The 26,325-nt window shown below is 60.6% G+C and carries 25 protein-coding genes; 9 read left to right on the top strand and 16 right to left on the bottom strand.

The window, feature by feature from the left end; all coding sequences use genetic code 11:
* Positions 1-163 precede the first annotated feature (163 nt).
* The 7 genes from GFD25_RS11120 to GFD25_RS11090 form a co-directional block, all read right to left on the bottom strand.
* Positions 164-1,012: an HAD family hydrolase gene (locus tag GFD25_RS11120; RefSeq protein ID WP_163232854.1), complete on the bottom strand. Its 849-nt coding sequence runs from the start codon at positions 1,010-1,012 to the stop codon at positions 164-166.
* Between the two features lie 101 nt (positions 1,013-1,113).
* Positions 1,114-4,236 (bottom strand): bifunctional [glutamine synthetase] adenylyltransferase/[glutamine synthetase]-adenylyl-L-tyrosine phosphorylase, encoded by a 3,123-nt coding sequence (locus tag GFD25_RS11115; RefSeq protein ID WP_163232852.1) that lies wholly within the window; start codon positions 4,234-4,236, stop codon positions 1,114-1,116.
* Between the two features lie 101 nt (positions 4,237-4,337).
* The gene (metF, locus tag GFD25_RS11110) at positions 4,338-5,183 is read right to left on the bottom strand and encodes a methylenetetrahydrofolate reductase [NAD(P)H] (RefSeq protein ID WP_163232850.1); all 846 of its coding nucleotides are present in this window, start codon (positions 5,181-5,183) and stop codon (positions 4,338-4,340) included.
* Positions 5,184-5,245: 62 nt separating this feature from the next.
* Positions 5,246-7,549 carry a 5-methyltetrahydropteroyltriglutamate--homocysteine S-methyltransferase gene (gene metE / locus GFD25_RS11105; RefSeq protein ID WP_163232848.1) on the bottom strand — a complete coding sequence of 768 codons (2,304 nt, stop codon included), beginning with the start codon at positions 7,547-7,549 and terminating at the stop codon, positions 5,246-5,248.
* Positions 7,550-7,694: 145 nt separating this feature from the next.
* On the bottom strand, positions 7,695-8,252 hold the full coding sequence (locus GFD25_RS11100; RefSeq protein WP_163232846.1) for a SixA phosphatase family protein: 558 nt from the start codon (positions 8,250-8,252) through the stop codon (positions 7,695-7,697).
* Positions 8,253-8,393: 141 nt separating this feature from the next.
* Positions 8,394-9,449 carry a tRNA (adenine-N1)-methyltransferase gene (locus GFD25_RS11095; protein WP_163232844.1) on the bottom strand — a complete coding sequence of 352 codons (1,056 nt, stop codon included), beginning with the start codon at positions 9,447-9,449 and terminating at the stop codon, positions 8,394-8,396.
* Positions 9,450-9,532: 83 nt separating this feature from the next.
* Positions 9,533-11,740, bottom strand: a complete 2,208-nt coding sequence (locus GFD25_RS11090) for a DUF2075 domain-containing protein (RefSeq protein WP_163232842.1) — start codon at positions 11,738-11,740, stop codon at positions 9,533-9,535.
* Between the two features lie 68 nt (positions 11,741-11,808).
* On the opposite strand from GFD25_RS11090, the gene GFD25_RS11085 reads away from it, so the two are divergent.
* Positions 11,809-12,183, top strand: a complete 375-nt coding sequence (locus GFD25_RS11085; protein ID WP_163232840.1) for a nucleotide pyrophosphohydrolase — start codon at positions 11,809-11,811, stop codon at positions 12,181-12,183.
* Positions 12,184-12,216: 33 nt separating this feature from the next.
* Here the strand turns inward: GFD25_RS11085 and GFD25_RS11080 are convergent, their stop codons facing one another.
* The 3 genes from GFD25_RS11080 to GFD25_RS11070 form a co-directional block, all read right to left on the bottom strand.
* Entirely contained in the window at positions 12,217-12,636 is a 420-nt protein-coding gene (locus tag GFD25_RS11080; protein ID WP_163232838.1) for a DUF6508 domain-containing protein, read from the bottom strand.
* A gap of 103 nt (positions 12,637-12,739) precedes the next feature.
* A complete protein-coding gene (locus GFD25_RS11075; RefSeq protein WP_163232836.1) occupies positions 12,740-13,573 on the bottom strand; it encodes a nitrilase-related carbon-nitrogen hydrolase in 834 nt (277 codons plus the stop codon).
* Between the two features lie 15 nt (positions 13,574-13,588).
* Complete coding sequence (locus GFD25_RS11070) at positions 13,589-13,801, bottom strand: hypothetical protein (RefSeq protein ID WP_163232834.1); 213 nt, start codon at positions 13,799-13,801, stop codon at positions 13,589-13,591.
* A 252-nt stretch (positions 13,802-14,053) separates the two neighbouring features.
* Between GFD25_RS11070 and GFD25_RS11065 the strand changes: the two genes are divergently transcribed.
* Positions 14,054-15,001, top strand: coding sequence for a zinc-binding dehydrogenase (locus tag GFD25_RS11065; RefSeq protein ID WP_163232832.1), 948 nt, complete (start codon positions 14,054-14,056; stop codon positions 14,999-15,001).
* A gap of 90 nt (positions 15,002-15,091) precedes the next feature.
* On the opposite strand, the gene GFD25_RS11060 is transcribed toward GFD25_RS11065, so the two are convergent.
* Both GFD25_RS11060 and glgA read right to left on the bottom strand, forming a co-directional pair.
* A complete protein-coding gene (locus tag GFD25_RS11060) occupies positions 15,092-15,940 on the bottom strand; it encodes an ABC transporter ATP-binding protein (protein ID WP_163232830.1) in 849 nt (282 codons plus the stop codon).
* Between the two features lie 89 nt (positions 15,941-16,029).
* Positions 16,030-17,277, bottom strand: coding sequence for a glycogen synthase (glgA, locus tag GFD25_RS11055; protein ID WP_163232828.1), 1,248 nt, complete (start codon positions 17,275-17,277; stop codon positions 16,030-16,032).
* 290 nt (positions 17,278-17,567) lie between these two features.
* Between glgA and GFD25_RS11050 the strand changes: the two genes are divergently transcribed.
* Positions 17,568-17,771 carry a helix-turn-helix domain-containing protein gene (locus tag GFD25_RS11050; RefSeq protein ID WP_204314891.1) on the top strand — a complete coding sequence of 68 codons (204 nt, stop codon included), beginning with the start codon at positions 17,568-17,570 and terminating at the stop codon, positions 17,769-17,771.
* Entirely contained in the window at positions 17,771-19,030 is a 1,260-nt protein-coding gene (locus GFD25_RS11045; protein ID WP_163232826.1) for a tyrosine-type recombinase/integrase, read from the top strand. Before GFD25_RS11050 ends, GFD25_RS11045 begins: the two co-directional genes overlap by 1 nt.
* A gap of 87 nt (positions 19,031-19,117) precedes the next feature.
* On the opposite strand, the gene GFD25_RS11040 is transcribed toward GFD25_RS11045, so the two are convergent.
* The 3 genes from GFD25_RS11040 to GFD25_RS11030 form a co-directional block, all read right to left on the bottom strand.
* Positions 19,118-19,399: a type II toxin-antitoxin system RelE/ParE family toxin gene (locus GFD25_RS11040; protein ID WP_163232824.1), complete on the bottom strand. Its 282-nt coding sequence runs from the start codon at positions 19,397-19,399 to the stop codon at positions 19,118-19,120.
* Positions 19,392-19,652 (bottom strand): type II toxin-antitoxin system RelB/DinJ family antitoxin, encoded by a 261-nt coding sequence (locus GFD25_RS11035; RefSeq protein WP_163232822.1) that lies wholly within the window; start codon positions 19,650-19,652, stop codon positions 19,392-19,394. Before GFD25_RS11035 ends, GFD25_RS11040 begins: the two co-directional genes overlap by 8 nt.
* An 88-nt stretch (positions 19,653-19,740) precedes the next feature.
* Positions 19,741-20,808, bottom strand: coding sequence for a helix-turn-helix domain-containing protein (locus GFD25_RS11030; RefSeq protein ID WP_163232820.1), 1,068 nt, complete (start codon positions 20,806-20,808; stop codon positions 19,741-19,743).
* Between the two features lie 175 nt (positions 20,809-20,983).
* Here GFD25_RS11030 and GFD25_RS11025 point away from each other — a divergent pair, with 175 nt between their 5' ends.
* The 5 genes from GFD25_RS11025 to GFD25_RS11005 all read left to right on the top strand — a co-directional run bounded on the left by GFD25_RS11025 (position 20,984) and on the right by GFD25_RS11005 (position 25,902).
* Positions 20,984-22,654, top strand: a complete 1,671-nt coding sequence (locus tag GFD25_RS11025) for a hypothetical protein (protein ID WP_163232818.1) — start codon at positions 20,984-20,986, stop codon at positions 22,652-22,654.
* 5 nt (positions 22,655-22,659) lie between these two features.
* Complete coding sequence (locus GFD25_RS11020; RefSeq protein ID WP_163232816.1) at positions 22,660-24,018, top strand: bifunctional DNA primase/polymerase; 1,359 nt, start codon at positions 22,660-22,662, stop codon at positions 24,016-24,018.
* A 269-nt stretch (positions 24,019-24,287) separates the two neighbouring features.
* Complete coding sequence (locus tag GFD25_RS11015) at positions 24,288-24,752, top strand: hypothetical protein (RefSeq protein ID WP_163232814.1); 465 nt, start codon at positions 24,288-24,290, stop codon at positions 24,750-24,752.
* Positions 24,753-24,905: 153 nt separating this feature from the next.
* Positions 24,906-25,205 carry a hypothetical protein gene (locus GFD25_RS11010; protein ID WP_163232812.1) on the top strand — a complete coding sequence of 100 codons (300 nt, stop codon included), beginning with the start codon at positions 24,906-24,908 and terminating at the stop codon, positions 25,203-25,205.
* Between the two features lie 232 nt (positions 25,206-25,437).
* Positions 25,438-25,902: a hypothetical protein gene (locus GFD25_RS11005; protein WP_163232810.1), complete on the top strand. Its 465-nt coding sequence runs from the start codon at positions 25,438-25,440 to the stop codon at positions 25,900-25,902.
* Here the strand turns inward: GFD25_RS11005 and GFD25_RS11000 are convergent.
* Positions 25,899-26,117: a hypothetical protein gene (locus tag GFD25_RS11000; RefSeq protein WP_163232808.1), complete on the bottom strand. Its 219-nt coding sequence runs from the start codon at positions 26,115-26,117 to the stop codon at positions 25,899-25,901. The two genes, GFD25_RS11005 and GFD25_RS11000, sit on opposite strands and share 4 nt — an antisense overlap.
* Positions 26,118-26,325: the final 208 nt, after the last annotated feature.

Here is a 26,325-nt window from a genome sequence, read left to right as displayed (position 1 = left end):
CCGCCCCACGCAAACCAGCAGGCACAACAAAACCGAGAACCGTTGAAAACACACGGCTCCCTCGGCGTGTCGCAATAGCGCACAACACGCCCAACAACCCCAGAATAAACCCCGAAACCAACGACAAAGTGAACACCGGGGCATCATAGGGCCAAATCTCAGCTCACCCGTCCACTAGTCCGAGACGGCGGAACGCATTGGCCAGACCGTCATTGCCGACGGCTGTGGTCGTGAAATCGCAATACCGTTCGATGCCGTGCTGGGAATTGCCCATGGCCACGCTGGTGCCGGCCGCCTTAAGCATGGCAAGGTCGTTGTCGCTGTCGCCGATCGCGATCGTATCCGCGATGTCATATCCGAGCAGTCGTGCCACATCGCGCACAGCCGTGCCTTTATCCACACCATTGATCATCAGCTCGCCATTATTCGGAGAGATCCTGTCGTAGGAGCCATGCACGGTCTCAAACCAGGGGCTCATGTCCCGACGCACGTCCTCGAAGCTGACATCGGGATCGGGACCGGTGAAATACGATCCCTTGCTGGTTTTCAGCACATGCCCCAGCGTCGAGCCCTCCGGAATCTCCACGTCGTCGATCAGATGCCAGAAGCGGGCGAACTCGTCGCTGCCCCAGGCGGTGTCCTTCGCCTGCAGATGGCGATAGTACCCTTGCGAAATATACATGCCGTTCGCGCCCTGCCATTGATAGCTTTCGATGTTGTGCTTGCGGAAATACGCCATCGCGGCATCGATGGCCTCCGGCGAGACGAAATGCTGGAACAGCACGCGATCCCCGATGTTGACCTGGGCACCGGCGACCGAAACCACGCCGTCGAACCCGAGATCAAGGATGCTCTTCTCGATTTTCGGAAGGGAACGACCGGTGCAAATGAACAGCTTATGCCCATTGGCCTGCGCCTGTCGGCACGCGTATTGGGCCGACTCGGGCACCTGATGACGCTCGTCGGCCAGCGTGCCGTCGATATCGATGAATACCAGTTTGGCGGATACCATGTGCGCTCCTTTGCCCTATCACCAATCCGACCGTCCTCGGCCCGTTCATGATCGCACCCCACTATACACCGACGGATGCGGAGAACGGGCGTCGGCCCGTCTCACCGTCCGTAGAACAGCCGCTCCGTCACGTCACGGGCCTTGCGCATGGCGGACAGCAGGTCGTTTTCGAAATGCTGTCCGCGGTGAGCGTCGTAGCCCAGATAAATGGCGATTCCCCCTAGCGAATAGATGTCGTCGGGAAGGATGTCAGCCTGCGAGACGCGTCCGTTCCACAGATAATTGCCATTACGGGCGGCGGTGCACATGCGCCACGCCTTGCGCAGCACTACCGCGTCCGCGGCATCGACGTATTTCATCCGTTCCAACTCGTCCAAGGTCTCCATCGTGGAGTTCAGACGCAACGCGGCATGGTCGCCGGCATGTCGTAGCTGCAACAACTGTACGGTCCATTCCACGTCCGACAGACCGCCTTTGCCGAGTTTGAGGTGACGGTCACGGCGCACGCCACGTGGAAGACGTTCCGCTTCCATGCGCGCCTTGAGCTTGCGTATCTCTCCAAGCTCCGTCTCGGTCAGATCATTGATCGGATAACGCAACGGATCGGCGATCTCGTGCAGGAAATCCTCGGCCAAGCCTCGATCCCCGGCCGCGAACCGCGCACGTAACAACGCCTGATGCTCCCACGTGCTCGCCCATGACGCATAGTATTCGCGGCATGAGTCGAAGGATCGGACCAACGGACCGTTCTTTCCCTCGGGCCGCAGATCCATGTCGAGTTCGATTTTCGGTTCGAGCGTGGTCGGTCCCTGCAGGATCTGCCGCAACGATTCGCAGACCTTACGCGCAAACTGGTTGGCGGATTGTTCGTCAACGTCGGAACCGCCGCCGTCATTCGACGCCCGGTAGATGATGATCACATCGGCATCGGAACTGAAGTTGACCTCACGACCGCCATACCGTCCCATGGCGATAACCGACATGACGACCGGCGGCCGGTCTTCCGGCAGACCGAGTTCACGACACTGATTACGTATCGACCAGGTCAATGAGGCGTCGATGATCGCATCGTATACGTCGGTCATGCCGCGCAGCGATTCGGCGTCGTCCATCACGCCACTCATCCACGCCAGGCCGATGCGTTCGATCTCATGGCGACGCATGGCCCTCATCGATGTGGCGAAATCGTTGATGCTGCCGGCATTGCGAGACAATGACGACGCGCATTGCACGTCGAGGCTGTCGCGCGAGCGTGCGCGCAAACGGCCGTCGTCGCCCAGCCAGGTGACCGAGACCACGGACTTGTTGAGCGCATCCCCCAGGAACCTCGAATTGGACAGGATGTGACACAGTCGTTGCGCCGCGGAGGTAGAGTCACGCAGAAAGCCAAGATATTCGCTGTCGGTGCCGAAGTTCTCCTCCAGCTTGCGCCAGTTGAGCAGTCCCATGTCCGGGTTTTGGCCTTGTCCGAGCCATTGGAGCACGGCCGGCAGGATGATGCGGTTGATTTTCGCGGCGCGGGAGACGCCGGCGGTCAATGCGTGGACGTGGCGGATGGCCGCGTCCGTGTCCGCGAACCCGATGGACGCGAACCGTTCGTGTGCCGCCTGTTCGGACAACGTGACCCCATCGCCCTCGGCGGATGCGGCGATCGGCAGCATGGGCCGATAGTAGATGTCCATGTGCAGGCGACGTACCTCGCGACGGGTTTCGTCGTACTTGTCGACGAGTTCCTCGGGATGCAAGCCGAACGCTCTCGCAAGACGGCGCAGTTCGGGATTCTGGTTGAGCGCCTCGTCGCTGATGTCACGCTTGCGATCGAGTCCGCCGATGCTGCCGGCGCCAAGATCCGGGAACAGATGGGTGCGTTTGAGCGCCCACATCTGCTGGCGGTGTTCCATGACCCGTTCGAAGCGGTAGTCCCATGACAACTTCGCTGCCTGCTTGCGCGACACGTAGCCGCCGTCGGCGAGACGCTGCAATGATTCGAGCGTGGACGTGGTGCGCAGGTTTTCGTCGGTTCGGCCATGCACGAGCTGGAGCATCTGGACGGTGAACTCCACGTCGCGCAGGCCTCCGCGACCGAGTTTGATCTCGCGGTCCTTGAGCGGTGCGGCGATGAGATCCTCGACCCGCTTGCGCATTTTCTGGCAGTCGTATACGAAATTGTCACGCTTCGACGCGGTCCAGACGAACGGACGGGTCATGTTCATGTACGCCTGTCCGAGATTCTTGTCTCCAGCGACGGGCCGTGCCTTGAGCAACGCCTGGAACTCCCAGTTTTCCGCCCACTGTTCGTAATAGCCCTGATGCGATTCGAGCGTGCGCACCAGCGGGCCGTCCTTGCCTTCGGGCCGCAGACCGCCGTCGATCTGCCACAGGGTCGGTTCGGCCACGCCCATGATGACGGACTGGCAGACGCGCTGCAGGAGCGTGCCCATTTTGGTGCCGATGCGGGTAAGCGTCTGGTGTCCGGTTTCGGCGTCGGCGGGTTCGACGACGTAGATCAGATCCACGTCGGATACGTAGTTGAGTTCGCGGGCGCCGAGCTTGCCCATGCCAATGATGGTGAACCGCACATGTTCGCTGCCATCCACCTCGTGCCGCGCGATGGCCAGCGCGCCTTCGAGCGCCGCGTCGGCCAGATCGGACAGTTCCTCGCTGATGCGTGGCTGCAATGCGATCGGATCGTCGCTGAGCGTATCCTGCGCGATGATCGCGGCCAGCTGTTTGCGATAGGTGCGTCGCAGTGCGGTGGTCGCGTCGGCGAGGTTCAGCGTGGCCGTCGGCGCGTTCTGATCGTTCGGGTCGGCTCCGACCGCCTGAAGTACGTGGGCCCGGCGCTGATCGTGATTGAACAGATGGGAGTTGCAACCGTCACTGGCCGCGGCTTCGACCAGGTCGAGACGGAATCGCATGAGTTTGCCCATCGCGTCGGAAACGCCGAGTACGGCCACGAGACGGGCGAACGCATGCGCGTCGGGCAGGATCTCGTCCAACGTGCGGCCCTGGCTCTGCAACGCGTTGATGATATCGACCAGATTGCCCAATGCCATGTCCGGATCGCAGGCCTTTTCCAGATCGGCCAGCAGTTCGCGCAACCGCGGCTCGTCGACTCCGTCGGCGGCGAGCTTGTCGAACTGCGTCCGTGCGGCATCGAGATCCTGCAGTCCGGCGTGGATCAGTTCGCGTGCACCTACTTTGAATTCTCGCGTGGCATCCATACTGTCCCAATGTACTGCAACGTCTGCCTCGGCACATACCGAACATGCCGCTGCAGACGTTGCGAAGGTGACAATTCGAGAACGACCGTTTCCGAGAGCCGTCACTCCGAGAACAACGTGGATACGTTGTGCCAGATGTGCCGTGCGGTGCCCGGACGGTTCATCGTGTACAGGTGGATGCCTTCCACGTCGTTGGCGACGAGGTTGGTGATCTGCTGGGCGGCGAAGTTGATGCCGGCGGCACGCAGCGACGGCAGATCGTCGCCCCACTTGTCGAGCATGGCGGACACGGCCTTGGGGATGCGCGTGTTGTTCTTGGCGGCCATCGACAGGACCGATTTGGCGGAGGTGACCGGCATGATGCCCGCTTCGATCGGCACGTCGATGCCGGCGGCACGAGCCTTGTCGAGGAACCGGTAGAAGTCGGCGTTGTCGTAGAACAGCTGGGAGATCAGATGCGATGCACCGGCGTCCACTTTGGTTTTCAGGTGGGCAATGTCGTCGTCCAAGGATTCGGATTCGATGTGGCCTTCCGGATAGCAGGCGGCGTAGATCTTCAGATCCGGTTTGCGTTCCCGGATGTATGCGATCAGGTCGCTGGCGTGAGCGAACACGCCGGACGGTTCGAGACCGTCGAGATGGTCGCCGCGCAGGGCGAGCACGCCGCTGACCTTGGCCTGGGTGAACAGGTCGAGCGCATCGTCGATCTTCGCCTCGTCGGAATACAGGGCGGTCAGATGCGCGACCGTGGGGATCTGGTAATCCTTGCGAATCGTGTTGGCGATGCGTGCCGTGGCGGTGCGGTCGGCGTGGGTGCCGTGACCGTAGGTGACCGAGATGAAGTCCGGTCTGAGACCTTCGAGCCCGTCGAGCGCATCATAGATCGTGCCGATCGGCGCGTCACGTTTCGGAGGAAAGACCTCCAGCGAGAACATCGGTGAATGCATGGTTGCTCCTATGAATGAAGAGGCTCCCCTCGTGCGGAGGGGAGCCGTTGCGATCAGTAGGCTCAGGCGAGCTTGGCGCGCACGGCCTTGGCAGCCGCGACCAGATGCTCGAGGCTCGGCCAGGTTTCGGCGTTGCCACGGGTCTTCAGACCGCAGTCGGGGTTGATCCACACCTTTTCGACGTCCATCTTCTTGAGGATCTCGTAGATGCGTTCCTCGATCTCGGCTTCGGACGGAATGCGCGGCGAGTGGATGTCGTAGACGCCCGGACCGGCCTCGGTCTCGAAGTGTGCGTCATGGATCGCGTCGAGCACGACCAGATCGCCACGGGAGGCTTCGAAGGAGATCACGTCGGCGTCCATCGCGTCGATGTCGCGGATGATGTCGTTGAACTCCGAGTAGCACATGTGCGTGTGGATCTGTGTGGTCGGCTTGACGGCCGAGTGCACGAGTCGGAACGCCGGGATGGCCCAGTCGAGGTACTTCTTATGCCAATCGGACTTGCGCAGCGGCAGCTTCTCGCGCAGCGCGGCCTCGTCGATCTGGATGACCTTGATGCCTGCGGCCTCGAGATCGAGCACTTCGTCGCGGATGGCGAGTGCGAGCTGCTGGGTCTGCTGCTCGTGGGTGATGTCCTCACGCGGCCAGGACCAGTTGAGGATGGTGACCGGGCCGGTGAGCATGCCCTTCATGACATGGCTGGTACGGCTCTGCGCGTACGCGGACCATTCGACCGTGATCGGCTTGGCGCGCGAGACGTCGCCCCACACGATCGGGGGCTTGACGCAGCGGGTGCCGTAGGACTGCACCCAGGCGTTCTTGGTGAACAGGAAGCCGTTGAGGTTCTGACCGAAGTATTCGACCATGTCGTTGCGTTCGAATTCGCCGTGGACGAGCACGTCGAGGCCGATCTCCTCCTGGTGCTTGATGCACGCGTCGATCTGGGCCTTGATGAACGTGTCGTATTCGCCCTTGGTGATCTCGCCCTTGCGCAGACGTGCACGTTCGGCGCGGATCTCCTTGGTCTGCGGGAAGGAGCCGATCGTGGTGGTCGGCAGCAGCGGCAGGCCGAGGGCCTCACGCTGCTCCTTCTGACGTTCGGCACGGGCCGGCTGACGAACGAAATCGGCTTCGGTCAGCTTGGACAAACGCTCGGCGACGGCCGGATCGGCGGCGACGCGGGTGCCATCGAACAGCGCCTGGTTGGAGGCCAGTTCGGAGGAGGACTTCTTCTCGTCGTCGCTCGCGTCAGCCAGCTTGGCGATCTCGGTCAGTTCTCCGACCTTCTCGACGGCGAACGCGAAATGCTTGAGCACGGCCGGGTCGAGCGCGGTCTCACCTTCGGTGCTGAACGGCACGTGCAGCAGGGAGGACGCGGTGGACACGGCCACGTTCGGCGTGACCTGCTTGAGCGCGTCGAGCAGTCCGAGGCTGACCGCGTAGTTGTTGCGCCAGATGTTGCGGCCGTTGACCACGCCGGCGAAGATCGTCGTCGCGGAGTTCACGCCGTACTGCTGGACCGCGGCGAGGTTCTCGTCCTTGCCTTCGTTGAGGTCCAGTCCGATGCCGTCGAAGCCGAGCAGGTTGACCGTCTCGTACACGTCGGCGATATGGCCGAAGTACGTGTTGAGCAGCACCTTGACCTTGCCGTCGCGGGCGGGCAGGATCTTCGTGTACAGAGTCTTGAACAGTTCGACGTCGCCCGGATCCTTGTCGAGCACGAGGTACGGCTCGTCGATCTGCACCCAGGCCGCGCCGAGCTCGGCGAACTTGGCGAGCACTTCGGCGTACACGGCGGCGACCGCGTTCGCGAGGCCCTTGTCAACCTCGATTTCCTCGGCCTGGTCGTTGCGGGCGAGCTTGAGGAACGTGTACGGGCCGATAAGCACCGGCTTGGTGTCGATGCCGAGCGACTTGGCTTCGTTGAACTCGTCGAACGGCTTGGTGCCGTTGAGCTTGATCTCAGTGGACGGCTCGATTTCCGGGACGAGGTAGTGGTAGTTGGTGGTGAACCACTTCTTCATCGGCAGGGCGGTCACGTCGCCGTGCTCGCCCTGATAGCCGCGGGCCATCGCGAACAGCGTCTCCTCCGGGTTGTCGAAAGCGAGACGCTGGTAGCGCTGCGGGATCACGTTGAGCAGGATCGCCGTGTCGAGCATCTGATCGTAGTAGCTGAAGTCGTTGCTGGGAATCAGGTCGACGCCGGCGTCGGCCTGCAGCTTCCAGTGCTTGGCTCGCAGCTCCTTGGCGGTCGCACGCACGTCGTCAAGTGACGCGGCGCCCTTCCAGTAGCCTTCGATGATCTTCTTCAGTTCACGGTTCTGGCCGATGCGCGGAAAACCGGAGACGGAAGTCAGAGCGGACATGGTTCCTCCTGAAATCTTACAATTGCAACCCGGTCAACCTATCACAGATCGGCCGGTCATAAGACATCAGGGGAACTTGGGTGTCGCTATAAACAGCCCTTATAGCCTTTTCGCCATATCGTCGCGACGCAAAAGGCACGTCCGCTCAGTCGAAATCGTTGGGCGTGATGACGGCGATCAGCTCGGCGTCGTGCAGCTGCCATTGGCTGAACGGCTTGTCCGAGCCGAAGATCGCGACCGATGCGGTGGACAGTCCGAGATTGAGCCGGTCAAGCGTCGCCGGATCGGATTCGTGCGACGCAAGCCATTGGCTGGCTATCGACATGGTCGGCTCATGGCCGAGCACCATGAGCACGCGATGCTTGTCCTTGGTCTGCGCGAGCTCGTCGAGCACGGCCTGGATGCCGCCGTCGTACAGACTTTGCCGGTAGTCGACCTTGGGAACGTCTCCGAAGGTCTTGAGCATCTTGGCGCAGGTCTGCTGGGTGCGCAAGGCACCCGAACATGCGATGCGGTTGGGGACCAAGTCGAGCTCAAGCAGACCCTTGCCCACGGCCTTGGCCTGCTTGAGTCCCTTGTCGGACAACGGGCGGTCACGGTCGCCATGTTCCCCGAACGGCTCGGCCTTCGCATGCCTCATGATGATGAGGATGTGCTCGTACGTTTTGGCCTGTTTCCCGACCTTGCCCAATTTGACGGACATGCTGTCCTTTCGGTGATCCTATCCGACTGTCGATGACTCGAAGCTGCCCCTATTATGGACGATGAAAGTGAACTTTCCGCCCGCGTGTTGCGTCGGCGCACCTGACGCCGAGGCAACGGCAACGAGTCACGGACGGGTCGTTCACAGGTTCGCGACCTGCGCGTCCAGATCGCGCAGCACCTTGCGCAGCTTGCGGTCGGAGATGTCGCGCAGTTCGAGATCCTCCAGTTGCGCGGCACGTTCGTCGTCCGTGAGCGAGTCGATGTCGGTGGTCGTGTCCTTGGTGACGCGATCGCGTTTCTTGAGCGCCGTGAATCCTTCTGCCATCGCACGCGAGATGACGAGGAATCCGGTGTGTCCGATCATCTGATGGTCGGGACGCACGGCGAGCCCCTGCGCCTTCCAACTACGTTCCAGCGTCTCCTGGATGTCCGGTTCGGTCCAGCGGCCGGAGTCTCGCAGCGCTTCGACCAGGCGCGACATCTGCGTGGTCGTGGTGATGTAGCAGACGAGCACACCGCCGGGCGCGATCACGCGATACGCCTGTTCGAGCCGGTTCCACGGGTCGAGCATGTCAAGCATGATTCGATCGTATTCATGTTCCGGCAGGGTTGCGGCGACCGAGTCGAAGTCGCCGGTCTTCAGATCCCACCATGCCGGCTTTTCGCCGTAATACAGGGTCGCGTTCGCTTCGGCCACTCGCGCGAAATCGGGGCGCAATTCGATCGTGGTCAGGCGGCCGCCCTCCCCCACCGCGTCGAGCAGGTTGACGCTCATCGCGCCCGAACCGGCACCCGATTCGAGTACGTGCAGGCCTTTGCGGATGTCGCCGAGCTGGATGACCTGCGCGATGTCCTTCGGGTACATGATCTGCGCGCCACGCGGCATCGACAGTACGTAGTCGGCCAGACGCGGGCGCATGACCGCGTAGTCCCAGCCGCCGATCGCACGGGCGGCCTTCCACGGCTTGTTGGCGTCGCGTTCGGGGTGCACCTGATTGACCTGCGCCTCGCGTTTCGCGGTGACGGTGGTCACGACGATGCCTTCCGTACGGCCGATCACAGCATCGTGCAGGATCAGGCCGTGCTCGGTCTGCGTGGAGCCGCCTGCGACCAGCTGATCGGTGATCTTCTTGCCCTTACGGTCGGCGAACTGCACCTTTTCGCCGGCGGACAGCGGTCCCTGTTTCGGATTCATGGGTCGCTCCTTGCCTTTTTCGATACCCGTTACGTCGATCAAACGGTATCAGTGTAATGCATGAAAGGGAAGCTACCGGTCCCCTAGATGAATGAATCGTATCCGTAGGTGGTTTTCGATACGACTTCGCGCGATCGCATCTCGCCACATCTCATGGCCATGCTGCATGCTTTCAACCGCCGTTGCAATTCCTCATCAACGGCAAACAGATACAAGCCGTGGACACCGCGTTTCAGCAAGACGTTCAATTCATGCTGGAGGTTCTGTTCGGTGTAGTCACCATCCAGATCCTTACGCTTATTGGTTGCCAGATAGTTTTTGCTCGCGTGATAATCGAAAACGATTTTCCCATCACGATATTTCACCGAAGGGCCGATGATCACTCCGGCATAATTCAGATCGAAACCCTGAATAGTGAATGTGGAACCTATCTCGTTGATGGTGTATGGCTTCTCCGCCCAAGCCAAATCCTTGTCGATCGATTTCGGTGCAGAATCAGTCAACTGGTAATTCCATGGCCTACAGAAGCGGCGTGAATCCGTATTCCCCGGGATGTAGCCTTCGTTATCATTTTCGGCAAGCCCCATCTGCCAATGTCCTGCCGAATCGCAATGCATGGCCACGTTCCATAATCCTTGAGGATCATCATCGTTCTTGGTCGAAGAATATTTCCAATCGTAGGTAGCCAACACACGGGACAGACCGGAACCGTTCCAACCGCCGGCAGGCAGCTGCGCCTTGCTCTCTATTGCCCTGCACAATTCGACAGGCGAATCGAATACCCGGATTTCATATGGCTGGCGAATCAGAGTCCCGTCAGGGCTTCGTTCGCCCTGATCCCGAGGAATCGGACCAATGCCTTCACCCGCCGCGAATCGATCAATCCACTGTATGATCCCCTCACTGGCAGCCATGCGGAACTGCTTCTCCAATCGAATATGAGCCACATCGACGGATATGGAGGGGAGCCCGTCCTCCTCACCCAACTCAACACTATCAAAATCACTGATCGTCCCGGCATTGCGGACACTGTTGTCGGTCAGCTCGTTGCTCGGGAACAGTCGTCTCAGGACAGACGAGCGCCATTGTTGACGGGCTTGGAGAATCTGCTCGGGATCGAATACCGCGATGACGACACGGGCACGGCGCAGGATGTCGTACAGCTGGTTCTTTCCCGAATAACCTTGCGTTCCTTGCGTGGTGAGGAGATGTGCCTCATCAATAAGCACGATGTCTGCGACGCCATGCGGCTTATCCGGAATACCCCGGCCATGATCGTTCGTTTCGCTGAACCGATTGATGAATTGGCTGGGCAGCATCACCACCTCGTTGGATTTCTTCTGCAATCCCAGTTTCAAGGCAATCTGGTTATAGACATGAACCTGTTCTTTGTGGTTCACCAAAATATATGCAGAAAGCTCACTGCCGCGCGAGGAGTTTGATGTCGAGTGTTCCTCATCTTCGGAATACGTGTCTCCCTGAATACCGATCTCCGTAGCGATTCGATAGAACAAATGGCTCAACAGCACCGTTTTTCCGGTTCCGGCAGCACCTTGGACAAAAATCAGCTTGGGATTGCCCACATAGCTTGGACCGGATTGACTCGCCGGGAACAACGCATCAAGCCGTGCAAGAATCGCCTCTTCGGCATCCACTTGGCTAGCACCCAGCTGATGGAAAGGAGACGCCTTAAACAAGGACGAATCACGAATGATCTCCTCCGCCGGGAATAAATCCGGATCGTCTCGATGTAGACCAAGCCAGATCTTGGAAAAGATGCCGTCAAACTGATCGGACGTGTAATATCTGCCCTGTGCATTGGTGCGGCGGTTATTGAGCTTCTTGACGCAATCAGTACTTGACAGGTAATGCATCAGACGGTTTTCGACATCCAATGTCAAGGATTTGTTGAACATCGGATGCGAAATTACATACTGCCAAAAAGCGTCGGCATCTTCATCGACCGCTTCGGCAATCGCACGCCAATCATCGCGTTTTCTGGAATCTATTTTCAGATGTTCAAAGGTCCGATGCCGTATGTCATTGGTCTCGCCGACATATACCGTGTATTCGTTCTTGGAGGAATGCCGATTCTCCTTGCCTGAGTACACGATGTATACCGTCGGATACCCCAGTATATAGAGCAGCGCGTTGTCAAATTCGGAGTTACTAACACGAGCGTTCACCGGCAGATCTTCAATGGCTTCATTCAACGCGGCCTTAAAATCCTTCTCTTCATAGTTGCCATAAGGCAGCCTGATGATGGTGGGACTCGAATGCTCAACAGACATGGTTACATTATGTCGCGTAATGCCGGAAGTCGCATCACCGACATTCGGCAGGTCATAGAATGACGAATATGATTAGCGACAGCACCATTCAGTCGATACGCAATTTCACGGCGGAACGTGATTGGGAACGATTCCACACGCCGGCCAACCTGGCGAAATCCATCAGCATTGAGGCCGCGGAATTGCTGGAGTGTTACCAATGGATGCCGGAAGCTCCGGCATCGGATACGCGGCACGTCCAAGAAGAATTGGCCGATGTACTGACCTATTGCATTATGATGGCCGATGCACTTGGCGTCGATATGGACGACATCATCATGGGAAAATTGGCAAAAACCGCGAACAAGTATCCAGTCGAAGCCGTACGCGACAGTTTTGGCGAATACGAGTCCCGACATCTAGCTGCGCGCGAATCAGGCGAAAACGCTCAGTATCATTCATGAACAGCGCGGCGACGATACGAACCTGCAACGCCGTCAGCTCGACGGGAGCCGATGCCGCATGAGGCGCAGCAGCTTCACCAGGCTGCCGTCCTCGATCGAGGCCGCGAGCGCGCCTTCGTTCCAGTGGTCGGCGCGGATCACGAAGGTGACGAGCGCGTTGAGCGTCGCCTCGTCGAGCGCGTCGGTCTCGGCATCGTCGTCGTCCAGATACGAGTACGGATGCCGGATTCCAGCCTTGCGCAACGTTTCGTCGTAGTCATGGTCGCCGCCGTTCCAATCGTCGTAGAAAGCCTCAAGCACGGCGCCAACGATATGACCGTACGTTTCCGGCTTGTCCCTCTGCGGTATGCCTTGCAGCAGGCCGATGGCATCGGTCAGCGCCAGCAGCGGGCGGATGTCCGCGGCACGGGAGTTGGATCGGGAACGCATACGTTCGGCATTGGCATCATTCATGGCTACGTCCTTGTCTCATGAGGTTCGAGTGATGGCGATATGGCAACGATGGTAATCCAGAATATCGCGCAATGTGATCGAGCCGACCTCCGTGCGGCGCCGATCACTGCAGTCGCGGATCGGCGAAACGGCGGTTGGCGAGGACGGGCAGCGTCCGGCGCGCCTCATCGAGCCGTTCCCGGGACAGATTCGCGGCGATCAGCCCGGCGTGCTCGTCGTCCGCTTCCACGACGACCTCCCCCATCGGCGAAACAATACGGCTGCAGCCGATGTTGCGCGAGCTGAGTTCGCTGCAGGCCAATACGTAGCAGGTGTTCTCCACCGCCCGCGCGGCCGTGAGCAACGCCCAGTGATGCTCCTTGAGGTCGCCGCGCACCCATGCGGCGCTGACCACGATCGCGTCGGCGCCGCGGACGGCCAGCGAGCGCGCGGTTTCCGGAAACCGCAGGTCGTAGCAGGTCATCACACCGAGTCGCCATCCATCGATGTCCACGACGGGCGGCAATACGGTGCCTGGCCTCACCACGTCGGATTCCCGTGCGGCGAACGCATCGTACAGATGCAGCTTGCTGTAGGATGTCACGATCTCGCCGTCACGGATGACAAGGAATACATTGGACACGCGCGGATCCGGCCGTTCCCCTTCGTCATGGACAGTCGGGATGACGTGGACCGTGCCCATCAAGACGATATGATGATCCGCGCTGATTCGCCGCAGTCCGGCCACGAACGGACCATCGATGGACTGCGCATGGGCCGCCGCGAACGAGTCGTCATCGCCGTCACGGGCGATCAGTCCTTCCGGCAGTACCAGCAGTTTCGCACCGCCGTCCGATGCGTCCCGGGCGAACGCGTCGATCATCGCCAAGTTGCGTTCCGGATCCCTCGCCACCGTGTATTGCGCGATCGCCACCGGCAGGCATTCGTTGCTCATCATTGGCCCTTTCCGCGGTCAGTTGCCTTGCCGGCTGATGCCGCCTTTGTGGCCGGTGGCCTTGAACGGCTTGGCCCGGGGGACGGAGATCGACTGAGACTGACGCGATGCTTTTCCGGACGGGTCGGCAGCGGCGTTTCGTTCCGACCGGAGTCGTGTCCCGTTCTTGACTGCGGGGTCGCCGACGACGATGCCTTTGGCCCGCAACGCCTTCATCCATCGTTCATCCATGAATCCGATGGTACAACCCGTCATTCCCAGCGCTTTCGCACACGTGGGATTGCCGAATGCGGCACCGATACATCACGATATGCCATCGGTGACTGTGAGCATCACGTGTTTCGATGCCGTAATCATTCGTCTTCCCGCCGTACGATGTATGCATTGCCGCAGTCGTAAGCACGGCGATGGTTCCGGAGCCGACGATGGACCGGAATCCCGGGAATACGACGCAATGATGCGTCGGCGACGTAAGGAGACGTCATGAAGTCATGGAGATTCACCGGAACCAACGAACCGTTGCAGCTCACCGAGCTGCCCGAGCCGACCGCCGCTGCCGGACAGGTGGTCGTTGATGTCAAGGCTGCCGGCATCTGCCATACCGACGTGGGCATTCTCACCGATCCGGGTTGGATGACCATGCTGGCGCAGGTGCCGGTCACGCTCGGCCATGAGGACGCGGGCGTGATCAGTCAGGTGGGCGAAGGCGTGGACGATTTCCAGGTGGGCGACCGTGTGGCGATCTGCCCGACGACACCGGCGGGCTGCCCCGGCTCCTCGTTCGACGGCGGTTTCGGACCGAAGATCGTGGTGGGCACGCAGGCGCTGGTACGTATCCCCGACGAAGTCGATTTCGTCAACGGGGCCGCCGCCACGGATGCGGGCATGACCTCGTATGCGGCCGTGGTCCGCCGCGGCGGCGTGAAGGCCGGTGACAGGGTCGGCATCATCGGGCTCGGCGGGTTGGGACAGATCGGCTCACGCGTGGCTCACCTGCTGGGGGCCGAGGTCTACGTGGCGGAGATCAAGGAGGACATCTGGCCGCTCGCCAAGGAACTGGGAGCCTTGGATGCGCGTCGTTCCATCACGGATTATCCGAAGGGCTTCTTCGACGTGATCGTGGACTTCGCGGGCTTCGGCGACACCACCGCCGACGCCGTGGACGTGGTCAGGCTGGGCGGCGTAGTGGTGCTCGTCGGCATGGGACGACTGGAAACGACCATTGATTCCAAGTCGCTGATCGTCAACCAGTGCGATCTGCGCGGTTCGAACGGAGGTACGCCCGACGACATCCGCGGCATCTACGAGCTGATGCGTACCGGCAAGCTCACGCCGGTCACCACGACCGTTTCGTTCGACGAGGTGCCGGAGGCGATCGAACGACTGGAACGCGGAGAAGTGGTGGGCCGTCTGGTCATCAGCTACGAGTGACGCCAAGGTGAACGGGATCCGAGATAGCACCGGACCCGCTCACCGCGACCGCCAGCATATCGCGGCGTGAGAGGTGATTGGGACCGACGCTCACGCCGCATAGGCGGCCCAACGTCCGCGGGCATGCTGGACTTCGATGGGCATGCCGAACAGGTCGGACAGGCGTTCGTTTGTCAAACCGTCTTCGAGCGGGCCGGAGTAGACGATGGTGCCGGCGCCGGGGTTGCCCATGGAGTCGACGCCTTCGTCGGTGGCGTCCTCGGCCGGGATCGGTTTGCGGCCCATGATGGCGATGTGGTCGAATCCGGCCGGGATCTCCTCAAGACGGTGGGTCACGAGCACGACGGCACGGTTGGAATCCTCCTCGCCGATGCGGCTCAGCGTGCGCATCACCTGTTCGCGCCCGCCCAGATCAAGTCCTGTGGTGGGTTCGTCCATGATGAGCAGTTCGGGATTGCCCATGAGCGCACGGGCGATCAGTACACGCGTGCGTTCGCCTTCCGACAGACGCCACATCTGCTTGCCTTCGAGATAGCTCACGCGGAAGTCACGCAACAGCCCGCGGGCGCGCGCGTATTCCTCATCCGTGTATGTGTCCTGCCAACGACCGGTCACGGCGGACAGTCCGGTGACGACCGCGTCGAGCGGATCCTCGAAGTCGGGGAACTGACGTCCGAGATCGGCGGAGGCGAGACCGATGCGCGTACGCAGCTTGAACACGTCGTATTTGCCGAGCTGATGGCCGAGGATGAACACGCGGCCTTCGGACGGGAAGGTGCGTGTGGCGAGCATGCCCACCGCGGTGGATTTGCCGATGCCGTTCGGACCGAACAGCACCCAGCGTTCGCCGGCGTTGATCGTCAGATTCACGTCGGTGATGATGACGCGGCGGTTGCGGCGAAATTCGACGTTCTCGAGTTTGAGGACTTCAGTGGGCATGGGAGGTTCCTTTGCTGATACAAACAATGGGCCTGCCCCCGCTGTGGAGAGCAGACCCGATGATGCGCGGCTTGCGTTGCCGCCGGCCGTTACTTCTGCTCGTCGAGGACGGACTGGTAGACCTTGACGGTCTCGTCGGCGATCGACTCCCAGCTGAACACGTCGCGGGCGCGCTCATAGCCGGCCTGCCCCATCTTCTTGGCGAGTTCGGGATCGGCCATGATCTTGTTGATCGCGTCGGCCATGTCGTGCACGAACTTGTCGGGATCGGTCGGGGTGCCGGTGCCGTCGTGCAGCTGGTCGATCGGCACGAGATAACCGGTTTCGCCGTCGACGACGACTTCGGGGATGCCGCCGGTGGCAGACGCGACGACCGGCAGGCCGCAGGCCATGGCCTCGAGGTTCACGATGCCGAGCGGCTCGTAGATCGACGGGCAGATGAACGCGTCGCAGCCGTGTTCGAGCGCGGACAGCTCGTTCTTCGGCAGCATCTCCTCGATCCAGATGATGTTGCCGCGCTTCTTGTCGAGCTCGGCGAAGGAGTTCTTGACCTCCTCCATGATCTCCGGAGTATCGGGGGCGCCTGCGCACAGCACGACCTGCACGCCCGGATCGACGAAGTGCAGGGCCTTGAGCAGGTACGGCAGGCCCTTCTGACGGGTGATACGGCCGACGAACAGCAGGGTCGGCTTGCTGCGGTCGATGTGGTAGCGTTCGAACACCTTCCAGCCCGGATCGTCGGCGGCCGGTGTGGCGAATTCGGACATGGTGATGCCGTTGTACACGACGACGACCTTGTCCGGATCAAGATTCGGATAGGCGGTGAGAATGTCGTTGCGCATGCCCTTGGAGACGGCGATCACGCGGTCGGCGTGCTCGTAGGCGTCCTTTTCGGCCCACGAGCTCAGGTTGTAGCCGCCGCCGAGCTGCTCGCGCTTCCACGGGCGGAACGGTTCGAGGCTGTGCGCGGTGATGACCAGCGGAGTGCCGTGCAGCATCTTCGCGAGGTATCCGGCGAGGCACGCGTACCAGGTGTGCGCGTGGATGATGTCGGCGTCCACGTCGTTGGCGATCTGCAGGTCGACGCCGAAGGTCTTGAGCGCCGGATTCGCGGCGGACAGTTCGGCGGGCGTGTTGTAGCCGACGACCTTGAGGCTGCCTTTGGCCTCGGCCGCGTTCGGAATCTCGGGAACGTCGGCTTCGGTGCGCGGACCGTCGAACGCGCGCACGGTCACGTCGATGCGCTCAGCCAGAGCCTTGGACAGCTGTTCGGCATGCACGCCGGCACCGCCATAGACATGCGGCGGGTATTCGCGGGTGAGAATATCGACCTTCATAAAGAATCCTCCTCCTTCGGATGATCTGTACGGTTTCAGTATAGTATGGAGGAGCCCGGATGCACGTCATTGCAACGGTTTCGGCGGGTTATACACGGACATGGAGAGGTACGGGGGAACCTGAGGATCGCAGAGTTTCCCCGGCAAGTGACGTCTCGGCCCCACAACTTCAAAACCCAATCATTGCAACGCTTTTCACGCACAATGGGCGATCGTCGGATATGGAGGGCGATCGGCAATGTCCCCCGAATGTCCCACGGAAACAGGCGCTTGTCCGCATAGAGCAGGGCATGGAAAACGCACTGAAAGATATCACCCTGCTCACTCCGAATCAGGTCGCTGAGGCGACCGGCATTCGCATCGGGACGCTCAAGAAATGGCGTCTCGAGCGCACGAACCTCCCCTTCATCCATGTCGGCCGATCCGTCCGCTACCGACTCTCGGATGTGGAGGATTACCTCGCATCACGCACCGTGCCCGTGGAGCGTGTCTGATGGCGCGCGCCTGGATCGAGGATCTGTGGCTGACCGATGATGCCACATCAGCCGAACGCCGAAGCCTGAGCAGCGCGGCGGACCCCGCGAAGGCGAAGGTCTCTCCCGTCCATCGAAAAGCGCGATTCGGTCTTGGTCGCCGCTGGCTGGTCTATTGGATGGAACCACTGCCGAACGGCGGTCTCAAACGGCGCAAGAAGAGCTTCGCCGCCAAGGACGACGCGGAGGCATGGCGCACGCAGGTGGATGATGATATGAGGTCCGGCCGATACGTGGACATGGAGTCCGGCGCCCACACATTCGCCGAGGCGGCCGAGCTCTGGTTCGCGACGAGAACCTCCGTCCGGCCGCAAAGTCTGGAGCGGTACCGTATCGATTATCGCCGCTACATCGAGCCGCGCTGGAACAATACCCCCGTAGGATCGATTACCACTATACAGATCGCCCTCTGGGTCGCCGATCTGGTCAGAGGAGATCCCATCACTGGTCGCAAACCGTTGAAGCCAAACACGATGACCATGATTAGACTCGTATTTCGCGGAGCGCTAGGCGTCGCCGTAAGCCAACGGTGGATCATGGGCGACCCCTCAGCCGATGTTCAATGGCCGAAATCACAGAAAAGCTCGAAACACGTCTATCTGACCACGGAACAGATTGACGCACTCGCCGAAGCATGCGACCGACTCTCGCTGAACCCGCGACACGCTTCCATAGCAGGAGACGGCACACTCATCCTATTCTTGGCATATACGGGACTTCGTATCGGAGAAGCGGCCGCGCTTACCGTGAGCGACGTGGATTTGCATCGGCACGTAGTACACGTATCCAAGACCAGGACCGGCGCCAATGGGTATTGGACCGGCACCGGACCCACGAAAAACGGATTGCCGCGCGACGTGCATTTTCCGACTTTCCTAGATGCCCGACTCGCGACCCTTGCCGGCGATCGCGCCCCTTCCGCACCCATGTTCCCCAACGCGCGCGGAGGATGGCTCACCTATAACGGGTGGCACGATCACCGATTCAAGCCAGCGGTCCGCGACGCGGATCTGAGCTATATCGACGGGTTGACCACACATTCGCTCCGTCATACCTACGCTTCCATGTTGATCGGGCACGGTGCCGATGTAAAAACGGTTCAGCGCCTTATGGGACATAGTTCTGCGAAGATGACGTTGGATACCTACGCCGACCTATGGCCCGGCAACGATCGGGCCATTGTCTCCATACTCGATGACGTCTGGGCCAAGACACATTGATATCTGCCCTGCAGTGAGCCGATAACGATGTCTAGTGTAGACACGTACCCGATTTATGCCTCGATTTTCAGAGTCAGGAACAGACGGTCAGTAGAGCTGATCGTGTGATCCGGTACGGGTCAGCACCAGCTGCAGTTCGTCGCGTTCGATGCGGTAGATGAGCAGCCAGTCACCTTCGATGTGGATCTCCCGGTATCCCTTCCAGTTGTTCACCAACGCGTGATCCCGGTACTTGGTCGACAGCAGATCGCGGTCCTCGGCCATCAACGTCTCGACGGCCTTGCGCAGTTTCTCCGGGTCGTAATGCTTCTTAAGCAGTCCCTTGAAGTCCTTCTTGAACTGCGTGGTGCGGAAGACCGATTTAAGCATCCATCAGATCCTTCATCAGACCGTCCACCGACGAGAACGCCACACCATCATGGGCATCTGCCTGCCGACGCGCCTCAAGGTTCGCCGGATTCTCCCGGGTGGCCCTGAACGGCATGCCGTTGTCGGTCAGCGACTGACGCAGGAACATGTTCAAAGCGGTCGATAGGTCCAAACCCATCGACTCGTACAGTTCCTTCGCCCGCTGCTTGACCTGCGGGTCCGTCCGGAAACTAATCGTCGCCGTATCCGCCATCACTCACCTCCAACCATTAAACATGCTGATGTATGAACATTGTAACACAAACAGGGCAAACTAGACCACCTCACGGCGCAATTCAAGATCACCACGACAGTGCGTTCGAAGCTCTGCTGAGAGGCTCCTCATAGTAGTCAGCGTCACTGCATCCTTTTTCTATCGATGGGAGGCCGCAGGTCCATGTCACTTCGCGCAAAGCGCGATCCAGATTGAAAAAATCGATCCGCGACATCACTTCGGGTCGGTCTTCGGCCACCGCGATCAGGCAGGAGATCATGAAATATGCTCTCAGCAGGTGAGGGAAGCGCCGCCGCACATTCCGTTTTGCCTCTCCGAGAAGCCTCCCCGCGTTCCCGATTATGACGCGCGCCAGCTTCGAATCATCATCTCCCTTTAACGCGTGTTCGTCGGAGAGATCCAGAAGATTGGCGAGACGGGACATCGCCTTGTCATACGGGAGAAGTGACGTCTCATCAGACCAGGAAAACACGCCGCACAGTTTCTCCTTGATCCTTTCCGGAATCGACACGCCCATTGATGCCATGCCGTCCAGTATTCCCTGATGTCGGGAACGCAAATGATACAACCGAATGGAGAAAAGGACATCCGCTGCCGTGAGCTGCTCCTCCCATGCCTGTCGGATATCCTCAGAAGAGGACGTTACGGCCCGCCGCTTTACGATGAGCCGTAGGTCCTCATACTTGAACTGCATATTCTGACCAGACCGCATCACAAACGACAGCTCGGACAGGGAATTCTCGATGAGGACCGCTTTCCCGACCAGTTGTTTCATCTTGTAGCCGGCTCCATGGCCGATCTCGTCCCACGACCCGATCGGAAACAGCGCCATGACCTCTCGATTGGTCATGCCAAGACGATCAAACGGCTCAACACCACTGGCGTCGAAAGGACGAAGGAAATCCACGACGAGCAGAGCGGGAGGCAAGTCGAGAGCGGCGGACAATGCGACGAGTTCAGCAAGGGACAGATCCTTTTTCCTTCCCGATTCAAGATTGCGCAGCGTGCTCTCCTTGAGCGGATTCACGCCCGCGCTTTTTCTTTCTGAAGCGGCGACAACGTCCTCGACCGACAAACCGGAGAGATGACGCAACCAAGCGATCCTGCCCCCAAGCCCCTCGCTTCTTTTTCGCATATCAGCTTTTTACCGCCTCGAATACCGCGACACGCTGAACAACATGGAAAACCACATTTTTTGCATTTTTTACAAAGTTTTTCTGTCCGCCAAAGATCCGGTCGCATGTATACGTCATCCGGGAGGCATCCGGCCTCCCATCGACTTCTCCCCGAGAGAAGGAAGGAAAGCACGTATGCGCAACGAGACGAATGCGACGAGCGACGAGGGGATTCAGGAGCTCGGCAGAAGGTCGTTCACGGGCGACGGCACCACCCTCACGCTGATCAGTGTCGAATCGTCCCAAAAGGCTCCTCAGCCGTGGAACGTGGAACAGGGCACGGCCGCGGTTTTCGAATCGTTCCGACTGGGCATCGACGAGGAAAGCGGCGACACCGTGACGATCGCCCGGATCGGCAGCCAAGCCGGACAGGCCATCCCGATCAACGCCGACAGGGGCGGCCGACTCGCCGCGTGGCTGCGCCGCCGATGCATGGCGACAACCGGACGTGCAATGGGCGCCAACACGGTGAGAGAGGCCATGTTGCAGTGCGAGGCGCTGGCGATCGCGGGCCGTCGTTACAGGGTCTGCCGACGCGCGTACAAGATCGGCTCGCAACTGATTATCGACCTCGGTCCGGAACGCAACGACCGTCGAATCCCAGAGCAGGATCCGGCGCGCTACGCGGTCATCGAAGCGGGCGGATACCGCATCGTCGACACCCTGCAGGACGGTATCGCGTTCTACCGCGGACCGCAGTTCGCTTCGTTCCCGCCCATCCCCGTCGACGGCGACTGGCACGACCTGCTTCCCTTGTTCCGTCATCTGCCGGTACGTACGGAATACGTTCCGCTGCTGATCGCGTATGCGGCCGCGATCTGGTTTCTGAGCGACGCGCAGATCCCCCTTCTGCTGATCACCGGCCGCCCGGGACAGGGCAAATCGTTCACGTGCGACACGCTCGCGTGGCTGACGGACCCGACCGCCAACGGCGACTCGGACAAGGAGATCTCACCGGGCATCTCGATGCCCAAAACCGTCGACGACCTCATCGTCGCCGCCCGCGACAGCCTGGTGCTGTACGTCGACAATATGAGCCGTGCCAACCAGACGATGAGTGACGCGATCACCGCGCTGGCGACCGGACGCACGCAGAAGAAACGAACGTTATACACGGATTCCCAAGCCACGTCGATCGCCATGCAGCATCCCGCGATCTTCAACGGCGTCGACCCCACCGGGCTGGAGGCCGACGTGGCGCGACGTACGATCCATATCGACGCCTCGGATCCGATGCCGCCCGACGACCTGCGCGACGGGGAGACCATGGGCGAATGGCGGACCCGGCACCTGCCCGCCGCCATCGCCGGGCTGATGGATCTCATCGCCAAAGCCATGCGCGTGCTGCCGGATATCGCCGAGAACCGCGGTCAGTTCATCGACTGGCGTCGCTGGCTGCGCGCCTGCGACATGGTCATGGGCGAGAGTTCGTACGCCATGTACGAGCGGCTGTTGCAGGGGGACGTGTCCGACGCGGCCCTCAGCAATCCGGTCGACGCCGTCATGCTGGCCTGTCAGGACCAGTTCTCGGAAGAACGCACGCTGACCATCAGCGAGATCATCACGACGGTCATGCCGCGGATGGCTCTTGTCGAGAGTGACCGACCCTGCCCGAAGGACCCCCGCGAGTTCGGCAAGCAGTTGACGATGATCGCATCGTCCCTGCAATCCCGTGGATGGACGGTCCGGCAGAACCCGCGCAGCAGCAGACAGCGCACCTGGACGATCCAAGCCCCCTCCATTCCGAGCGGCGAACAACCCGCGACCGTCGATCCCTTCGCCGGATTCGGCATTCCGGAGGCATGACGACCATGAGCGAGACGATCTTCGGCACGCAATGGCCAATCTACCATGAGGCCGGCTGGCTCCAGATGACCATCCTGCCGCACAAGGGCAAACAGCCGCCTCGGAAAGACACGACGGGGCACGGCCAGAAACCGGTCGACGCGAACGAATACCGACACTGGTCCATCGAGGAACAGGCAAGCGGCAGAGGCATGAACATCGGTCTGGTCATGCCGCAACACGTGATCGCGTTGGACGTCGACTCTGAGGACGGGCACCGACGCAAGGCCGACGGATACGTCACCCTAATCCAGAAAGAGCAAGAACTTGGCACATTACCTACGACATGGACCTCCGGTCACGGCGACCCCTCAAGCCCGTACCGTCACCGACTGTACCAGGTGCCCGCGGGCGTGGAACTGCATGCGATCTGCGAAGGCGTGGACGTGATCCAGTGGTTCCACCGGTACCTGACCGCACCTCCAAGCATCCACCCCAACGGCGAGCGGTATTACTGGCTGAGACCCGACGGCACACGCGCCAACGAACGGGAAGTACCACGACCAGAGGAACTGCCCATGCTGCCAGAGGCCTGGATACAGGTAATGAGCCGACCGACCAGCGGAAAGAGCCACAACATCGATGGGCACGTGGGACCCTCAGCGTTTCCTGCGCCCGCGGCCGCTTCTCCACGATCGAACGAGAGGCCCTGCGCCGCATGCCGGTCCGTGCTCGAACAGTGGCGCACCAACCCATGCCACGGGGAATCGTCCCGCCACGACGGAACCCGCCACGCGCTCAGTACGCTCGCATTCCTCGACAAGGAAGGGCACCTCGGCGCGATGCGCATCGCGGACGCGATCTCGGACGAGTATCCCGCGCTCATCGCGGACCGAGCCGACAACGGCACGGCACGGCGTGAAGTCAACGGCATGCGAACGTGGGCGTGGTCGCACACGACCGGGTCGTTCCACCTGTTCGACCCATGCAGGACATGGAGGCCCGACAACCCATTCATCATCACGACACCCGTAACAGGGAGAAAGGAGACCGACGATGCCATAACCACGATCGGGAACGACAACGACCATGCCAGCACAGAGCAAACGACACCTGACGATCGGCATGACACGGAGCCGAAAGGGAACCGTTCCGGATTGGACCGACGCATGCGAAATCTCGTCGACGGCGGACTGGACGACTACGATGCGATCCTTATCGAGAACATCCGTCGATACGGATGGCCGATCAACGTGCCGATCTCACCCCAGCTCATCGCGATCTGCCAGCAAGGCGGAAAACTTACAGCCGGTGACACGGCGCGAGTGCATGCCCGATTGGAACGCATCCGCACCAGAGACGACATGACCAGCCCCATCCAATGACGATATGACAAGCGTGACAAGGGATATCTGTTTTCTGAAATCTTCAAAAAAGAAGCATCGATCCAATAGACCGATATCTTCAAATAAAAAACCTGTCTCTTCTCTCGTCACGCTTGTCACCTTGTCACTGACATCCTCACCACCATCCGACGATACGTCGCGGCCCGCTGACGCATACGCCACCCATGGTTCCGCTCCGAAGGCATCGGACGAAGCTATGCACCAAACCCGCAACAACCACAGCCGACACAACCGCAATAAGGAGCATCATGTACAAGCGAATCAACACCCGCGCCTACAACACCGACACCGCCAAAGAGCTTGCCCACGTAGAAAGAGGAGAAGGCTATGGCTGGTATGAGGAAACCCTCTACCGCAAGCGCAACGGCGAGTACTTCATCTATGGCTACGGGTACGCCGCCAGCAAATACGCAGCACCCTGCCCCGGCGGAGGAAGCCAGGCCGGTGAAGACATCGTTCCACTCGACTACGATCAAGCCCTCGACTGGGCCGAACAACATCTCGACGGCGGCGAAGTTGACGGCATCTTCGGTCCCTCCGACGAAAACGACAAATCGCAGGAGCGAACGGTCACTCTCAGCACCGTTGCGTTCGACCGACTCAATTACATCATCAAAATCCATGGCGGAACTCGAATCGACCACATCGAATGGCTCATCCGTAACGAATATGAGGACGTCAAGGCATGGGAAGACTACCGGTCACAATACTGACGCGCGATTAACCGCGTATATCTACCGAGCCGCCCGCTTCCCGCGATGGGGCCTGACGGCCCCGCGCGGGGCGGGCTCGGCCGCGCCACGGCGCGGCCACCATCCTGACGCATAGAAGACATCGATATATCTCGTCCCCGGAAAGGAGAACACATGTTCGACATCGATTCGCGCGGACATCCGATCGAGGTCATCGCGTGGCAAGACGCCACATCCGGCAACGGCGACAGGTCGACGCGCACGTGTCAGGCCGTGGTCCGCATTGAAGGCCGGTTCGTGTACGTCTGCGCATACGAGGTGGAAGGTGACGATCCGGTCCTCGAGCTGGATCGTGGCATCGAGATCACCCGCGAGACCGCCAGCGACATCGCGCACGATCTCGTCTGGGGATCCATGCTTCCGGACGATCTGGACGCGCCACAGGAACCGGAACCGGCACTGCCGGCGCAATGACAGGGACGCCCGGCATCAAGGCCGGGCGACAATCACTCACTCTCCTGGCCGCCCAATGGGCGGCTGTTTTTCTGTTCTTCGCACACGCCACCATAACCCTGTCCGCCCCCGCGCACGATGATCCGCACACGACATGTCGGAGCCGTCTCATCGCACGCGGGGACGGACAGGGTTGTCGTAGCGGTGCCGAAGAACGGCAAAAAACAAAAGCACATGTTTTCAGGAGGAACCCATGACCACCAGCATCGACACCAACCAGCTCCGCACCACCCTCGACAGCGACGAACCGGACATCGCCATGATCTGCGACTGCCTTACCGGGGCACTGCCCCTGCGCGACGCGGTGCTCGCGCTCATCGTCGACCCGACCATCGGCGACGACGCGCTCCGTCTCATCACGGACGACCCCCATAGCCGGCAAGCCGCCGACGTGATCAACCGCGTCCTTGCCCGCACGTTCCATGATGTGATCTCACTGGACGTGCCACGCATCCGCCGGATCGCCACGGTCATCGCCACCGAAGCAGACATCCGCAAGGACGCTCGCTTGCACGCAGCATCCGCCTACCTGTACTGGATGATACGCGAGCACGAACGCGCGGCCCTGCACGCGCTCACGGCACTCTCCATGGACGATCGCATCCAGCTCGCCACAATCGTCCTGACCGGCATCGAACAAGGGTTCCCGCGCGATTAACCGCGTATGTCTACCGAGCCGCCCGGAAGCATCGGGATCAGGATCGGCAGGAACAGGGCGGACAGGATCGCGCCCCACTGGTCCGGCCCCAACAATCCGGCCAGTCGAAACCGATGAAACGACATGAGCATGGCGGGAATCAGCCAACGGACGGCCACCCCCACGGCAAGCCAGAAGCACGCATTCAGCAACGGGAGAATCATGAACGAACGCATGCGTCGAAAGACATGGCGGAACACCGTGTTTAGTTAACTGATGGATTGAGTGGCGACGCTGACGCTCGCACCATGCGTGGTGTTGTTTGAAAAACGTACGCACGGGAGTGGACGTGGTGTCAGCGTGCGGAACACCGTGTTTAGTTAACTGATGGATTGAGTGGCGACGCTGACGCTCGCACCATGCGTGGTGTTGTTTGAAAAACGT

It is taken from the genome of Bifidobacterium aerophilum (assembly GCF_010667685.1).
GTDB classification, from domain to species: Bacteria; Actinomycetota; Actinomycetes; order Actinomycetales; family Bifidobacteriaceae; genus Bifidobacterium; species Bifidobacterium aerophilum.
The sequence above is the reverse complement of the archived record's forward strand: the minus strand, read 5'-3'. Positions and strand labels throughout refer to the sequence as shown.

Coding starts and splice junctions, on each gene's coding strand:
- GFD25_RS11060 (WP_163232830.1), bottom strand. CDS start 15,940: ATGCCCACTGAAGTCCTCAAACTCGAGAACGTCGAATTTCGCCGCAAC.
- glgA (WP_163232828.1), bottom strand. CDS start 17,277: ATGAAGGTCGATATTCTCACCCGCGAATACCCGCCGCATGTCTATGGC.
- GFD25_RS11045 (WP_163232826.1), top strand. CDS start 17,771: ATGGCGCGCGCCTGGATCGAGGATCTGTGGCTGACCGATGATGCCACA.
- GFD25_RS11090 (WP_163232842.1), bottom strand. CDS start 11,740: ATGTCTGTTGAGCATTCGAGTCCCACCATCATCAGGCTGCCTTATGGC.
- GFD25_RS11025 (WP_163232818.1), top strand. CDS start 20,984: ATGCGCAACGAGACGAATGCGACGAGCGACGAGGGGATTCAGGAGCTC.
- GFD25_RS11040 (WP_163232824.1), bottom strand. CDS start 19,399: ATGCTTAAATCGGTCTTCCGCACCACGCAGTTCAAGAAGGACTTCAAG.
- GFD25_RS11065 (WP_163232832.1), top strand. CDS start 14,054: ATGAAGTCATGGAGATTCACCGGAACCAACGAACCGTTGCAGCTCACC.
- GFD25_RS11080 (WP_163232838.1), bottom strand. CDS start 12,636: ATGAATGATGCCAATGCCGAACGTATGCGTTCCCGATCCAACTCCCGT.
- GFD25_RS11095 (WP_163232844.1), bottom strand. CDS start 9,449: ATGAATCCGAAACAGGGACCGCTGTCCGCCGGCGAAAAGGTGCAGTTC.
- GFD25_RS11000 (WP_163232808.1), bottom strand. CDS start 26,117: ATGCGTTCGTTCATGATTCTCCCGTTGCTGAATGCGTGCTTCTGGCTT.
- GFD25_RS11085 (WP_163232840.1), top strand. CDS start 11,809: ATGATTAGCGACAGCACCATTCAGTCGATACGCAATTTCACGGCGGAA.
- GFD25_RS11100 (WP_163232846.1), bottom strand. CDS start 8,252: ATGTCCGTCAAATTGGGCAAGGTCGGGAAACAGGCCAAAACGTACGAG.
- GFD25_RS11015 (WP_163232814.1), top strand. CDS start 24,288: ATGTACAAGCGAATCAACACCCGCGCCTACAACACCGACACCGCCAAA.
- GFD25_RS11120 (WP_163232854.1), bottom strand. CDS start 1,012: ATGGTATCCGCCAAACTGGTATTCATCGATATCGACGGCACGCTGGCC.
- GFD25_RS11115 (WP_163232852.1), bottom strand. CDS start 4,236: ATGGATGCCACGCGAGAATTCAAAGTAGGTGCACGCGAACTGATCCAC.
- metF (WP_163232850.1), bottom strand. CDS start 5,183: ATGCATTCACCGATGTTCTCGCTGGAGGTCTTTCCTCCGAAACGTGAC.
- GFD25_RS11050 (WP_204314891.1), top strand. CDS start 17,568: ATGGAAAACGCACTGAAAGATATCACCCTGCTCACTCCGAATCAGGTC.
- GFD25_RS11005 (WP_163232810.1), top strand. CDS start 25,438: ATGACCACCAGCATCGACACCAACCAGCTCCGCACCACCCTCGACAGC.
- GFD25_RS11020 (WP_163232816.1), top strand. CDS start 22,660: ATGAGCGAGACGATCTTCGGCACGCAATGGCCAATCTACCATGAGGCC.
- GFD25_RS11030 (WP_163232820.1), bottom strand. CDS start 20,808: ATGCGAAAAAGAAGCGAGGGGCTTGGGGGCAGGATCGCTTGGTTGCGT.
- GFD25_RS11035 (WP_163232822.1), bottom strand. CDS start 19,652: ATGGCGGATACGGCGACGATTAGTTTCCGGACGGACCCGCAGGTCAAG.
- GFD25_RS11070 (WP_163232834.1), bottom strand. CDS start 13,801: ATGGATGAACGATGGATGAAGGCGTTGCGGGCCAAAGGCATCGTCGTC.
- metE (WP_163232848.1), bottom strand. CDS start 7,549: ATGTCCGCTCTGACTTCCGTCTCCGGTTTTCCGCGCATCGGCCAGAAC.
- GFD25_RS11010 (WP_163232812.1), top strand. CDS start 24,906: ATGTTCGACATCGATTCGCGCGGACATCCGATCGAGGTCATCGCGTGG.
- GFD25_RS11075 (WP_163232836.1), bottom strand. CDS start 13,573: ATGATGAGCAACGAATGCCTGCCGGTGGCGATCGCGCAATACACGGTG.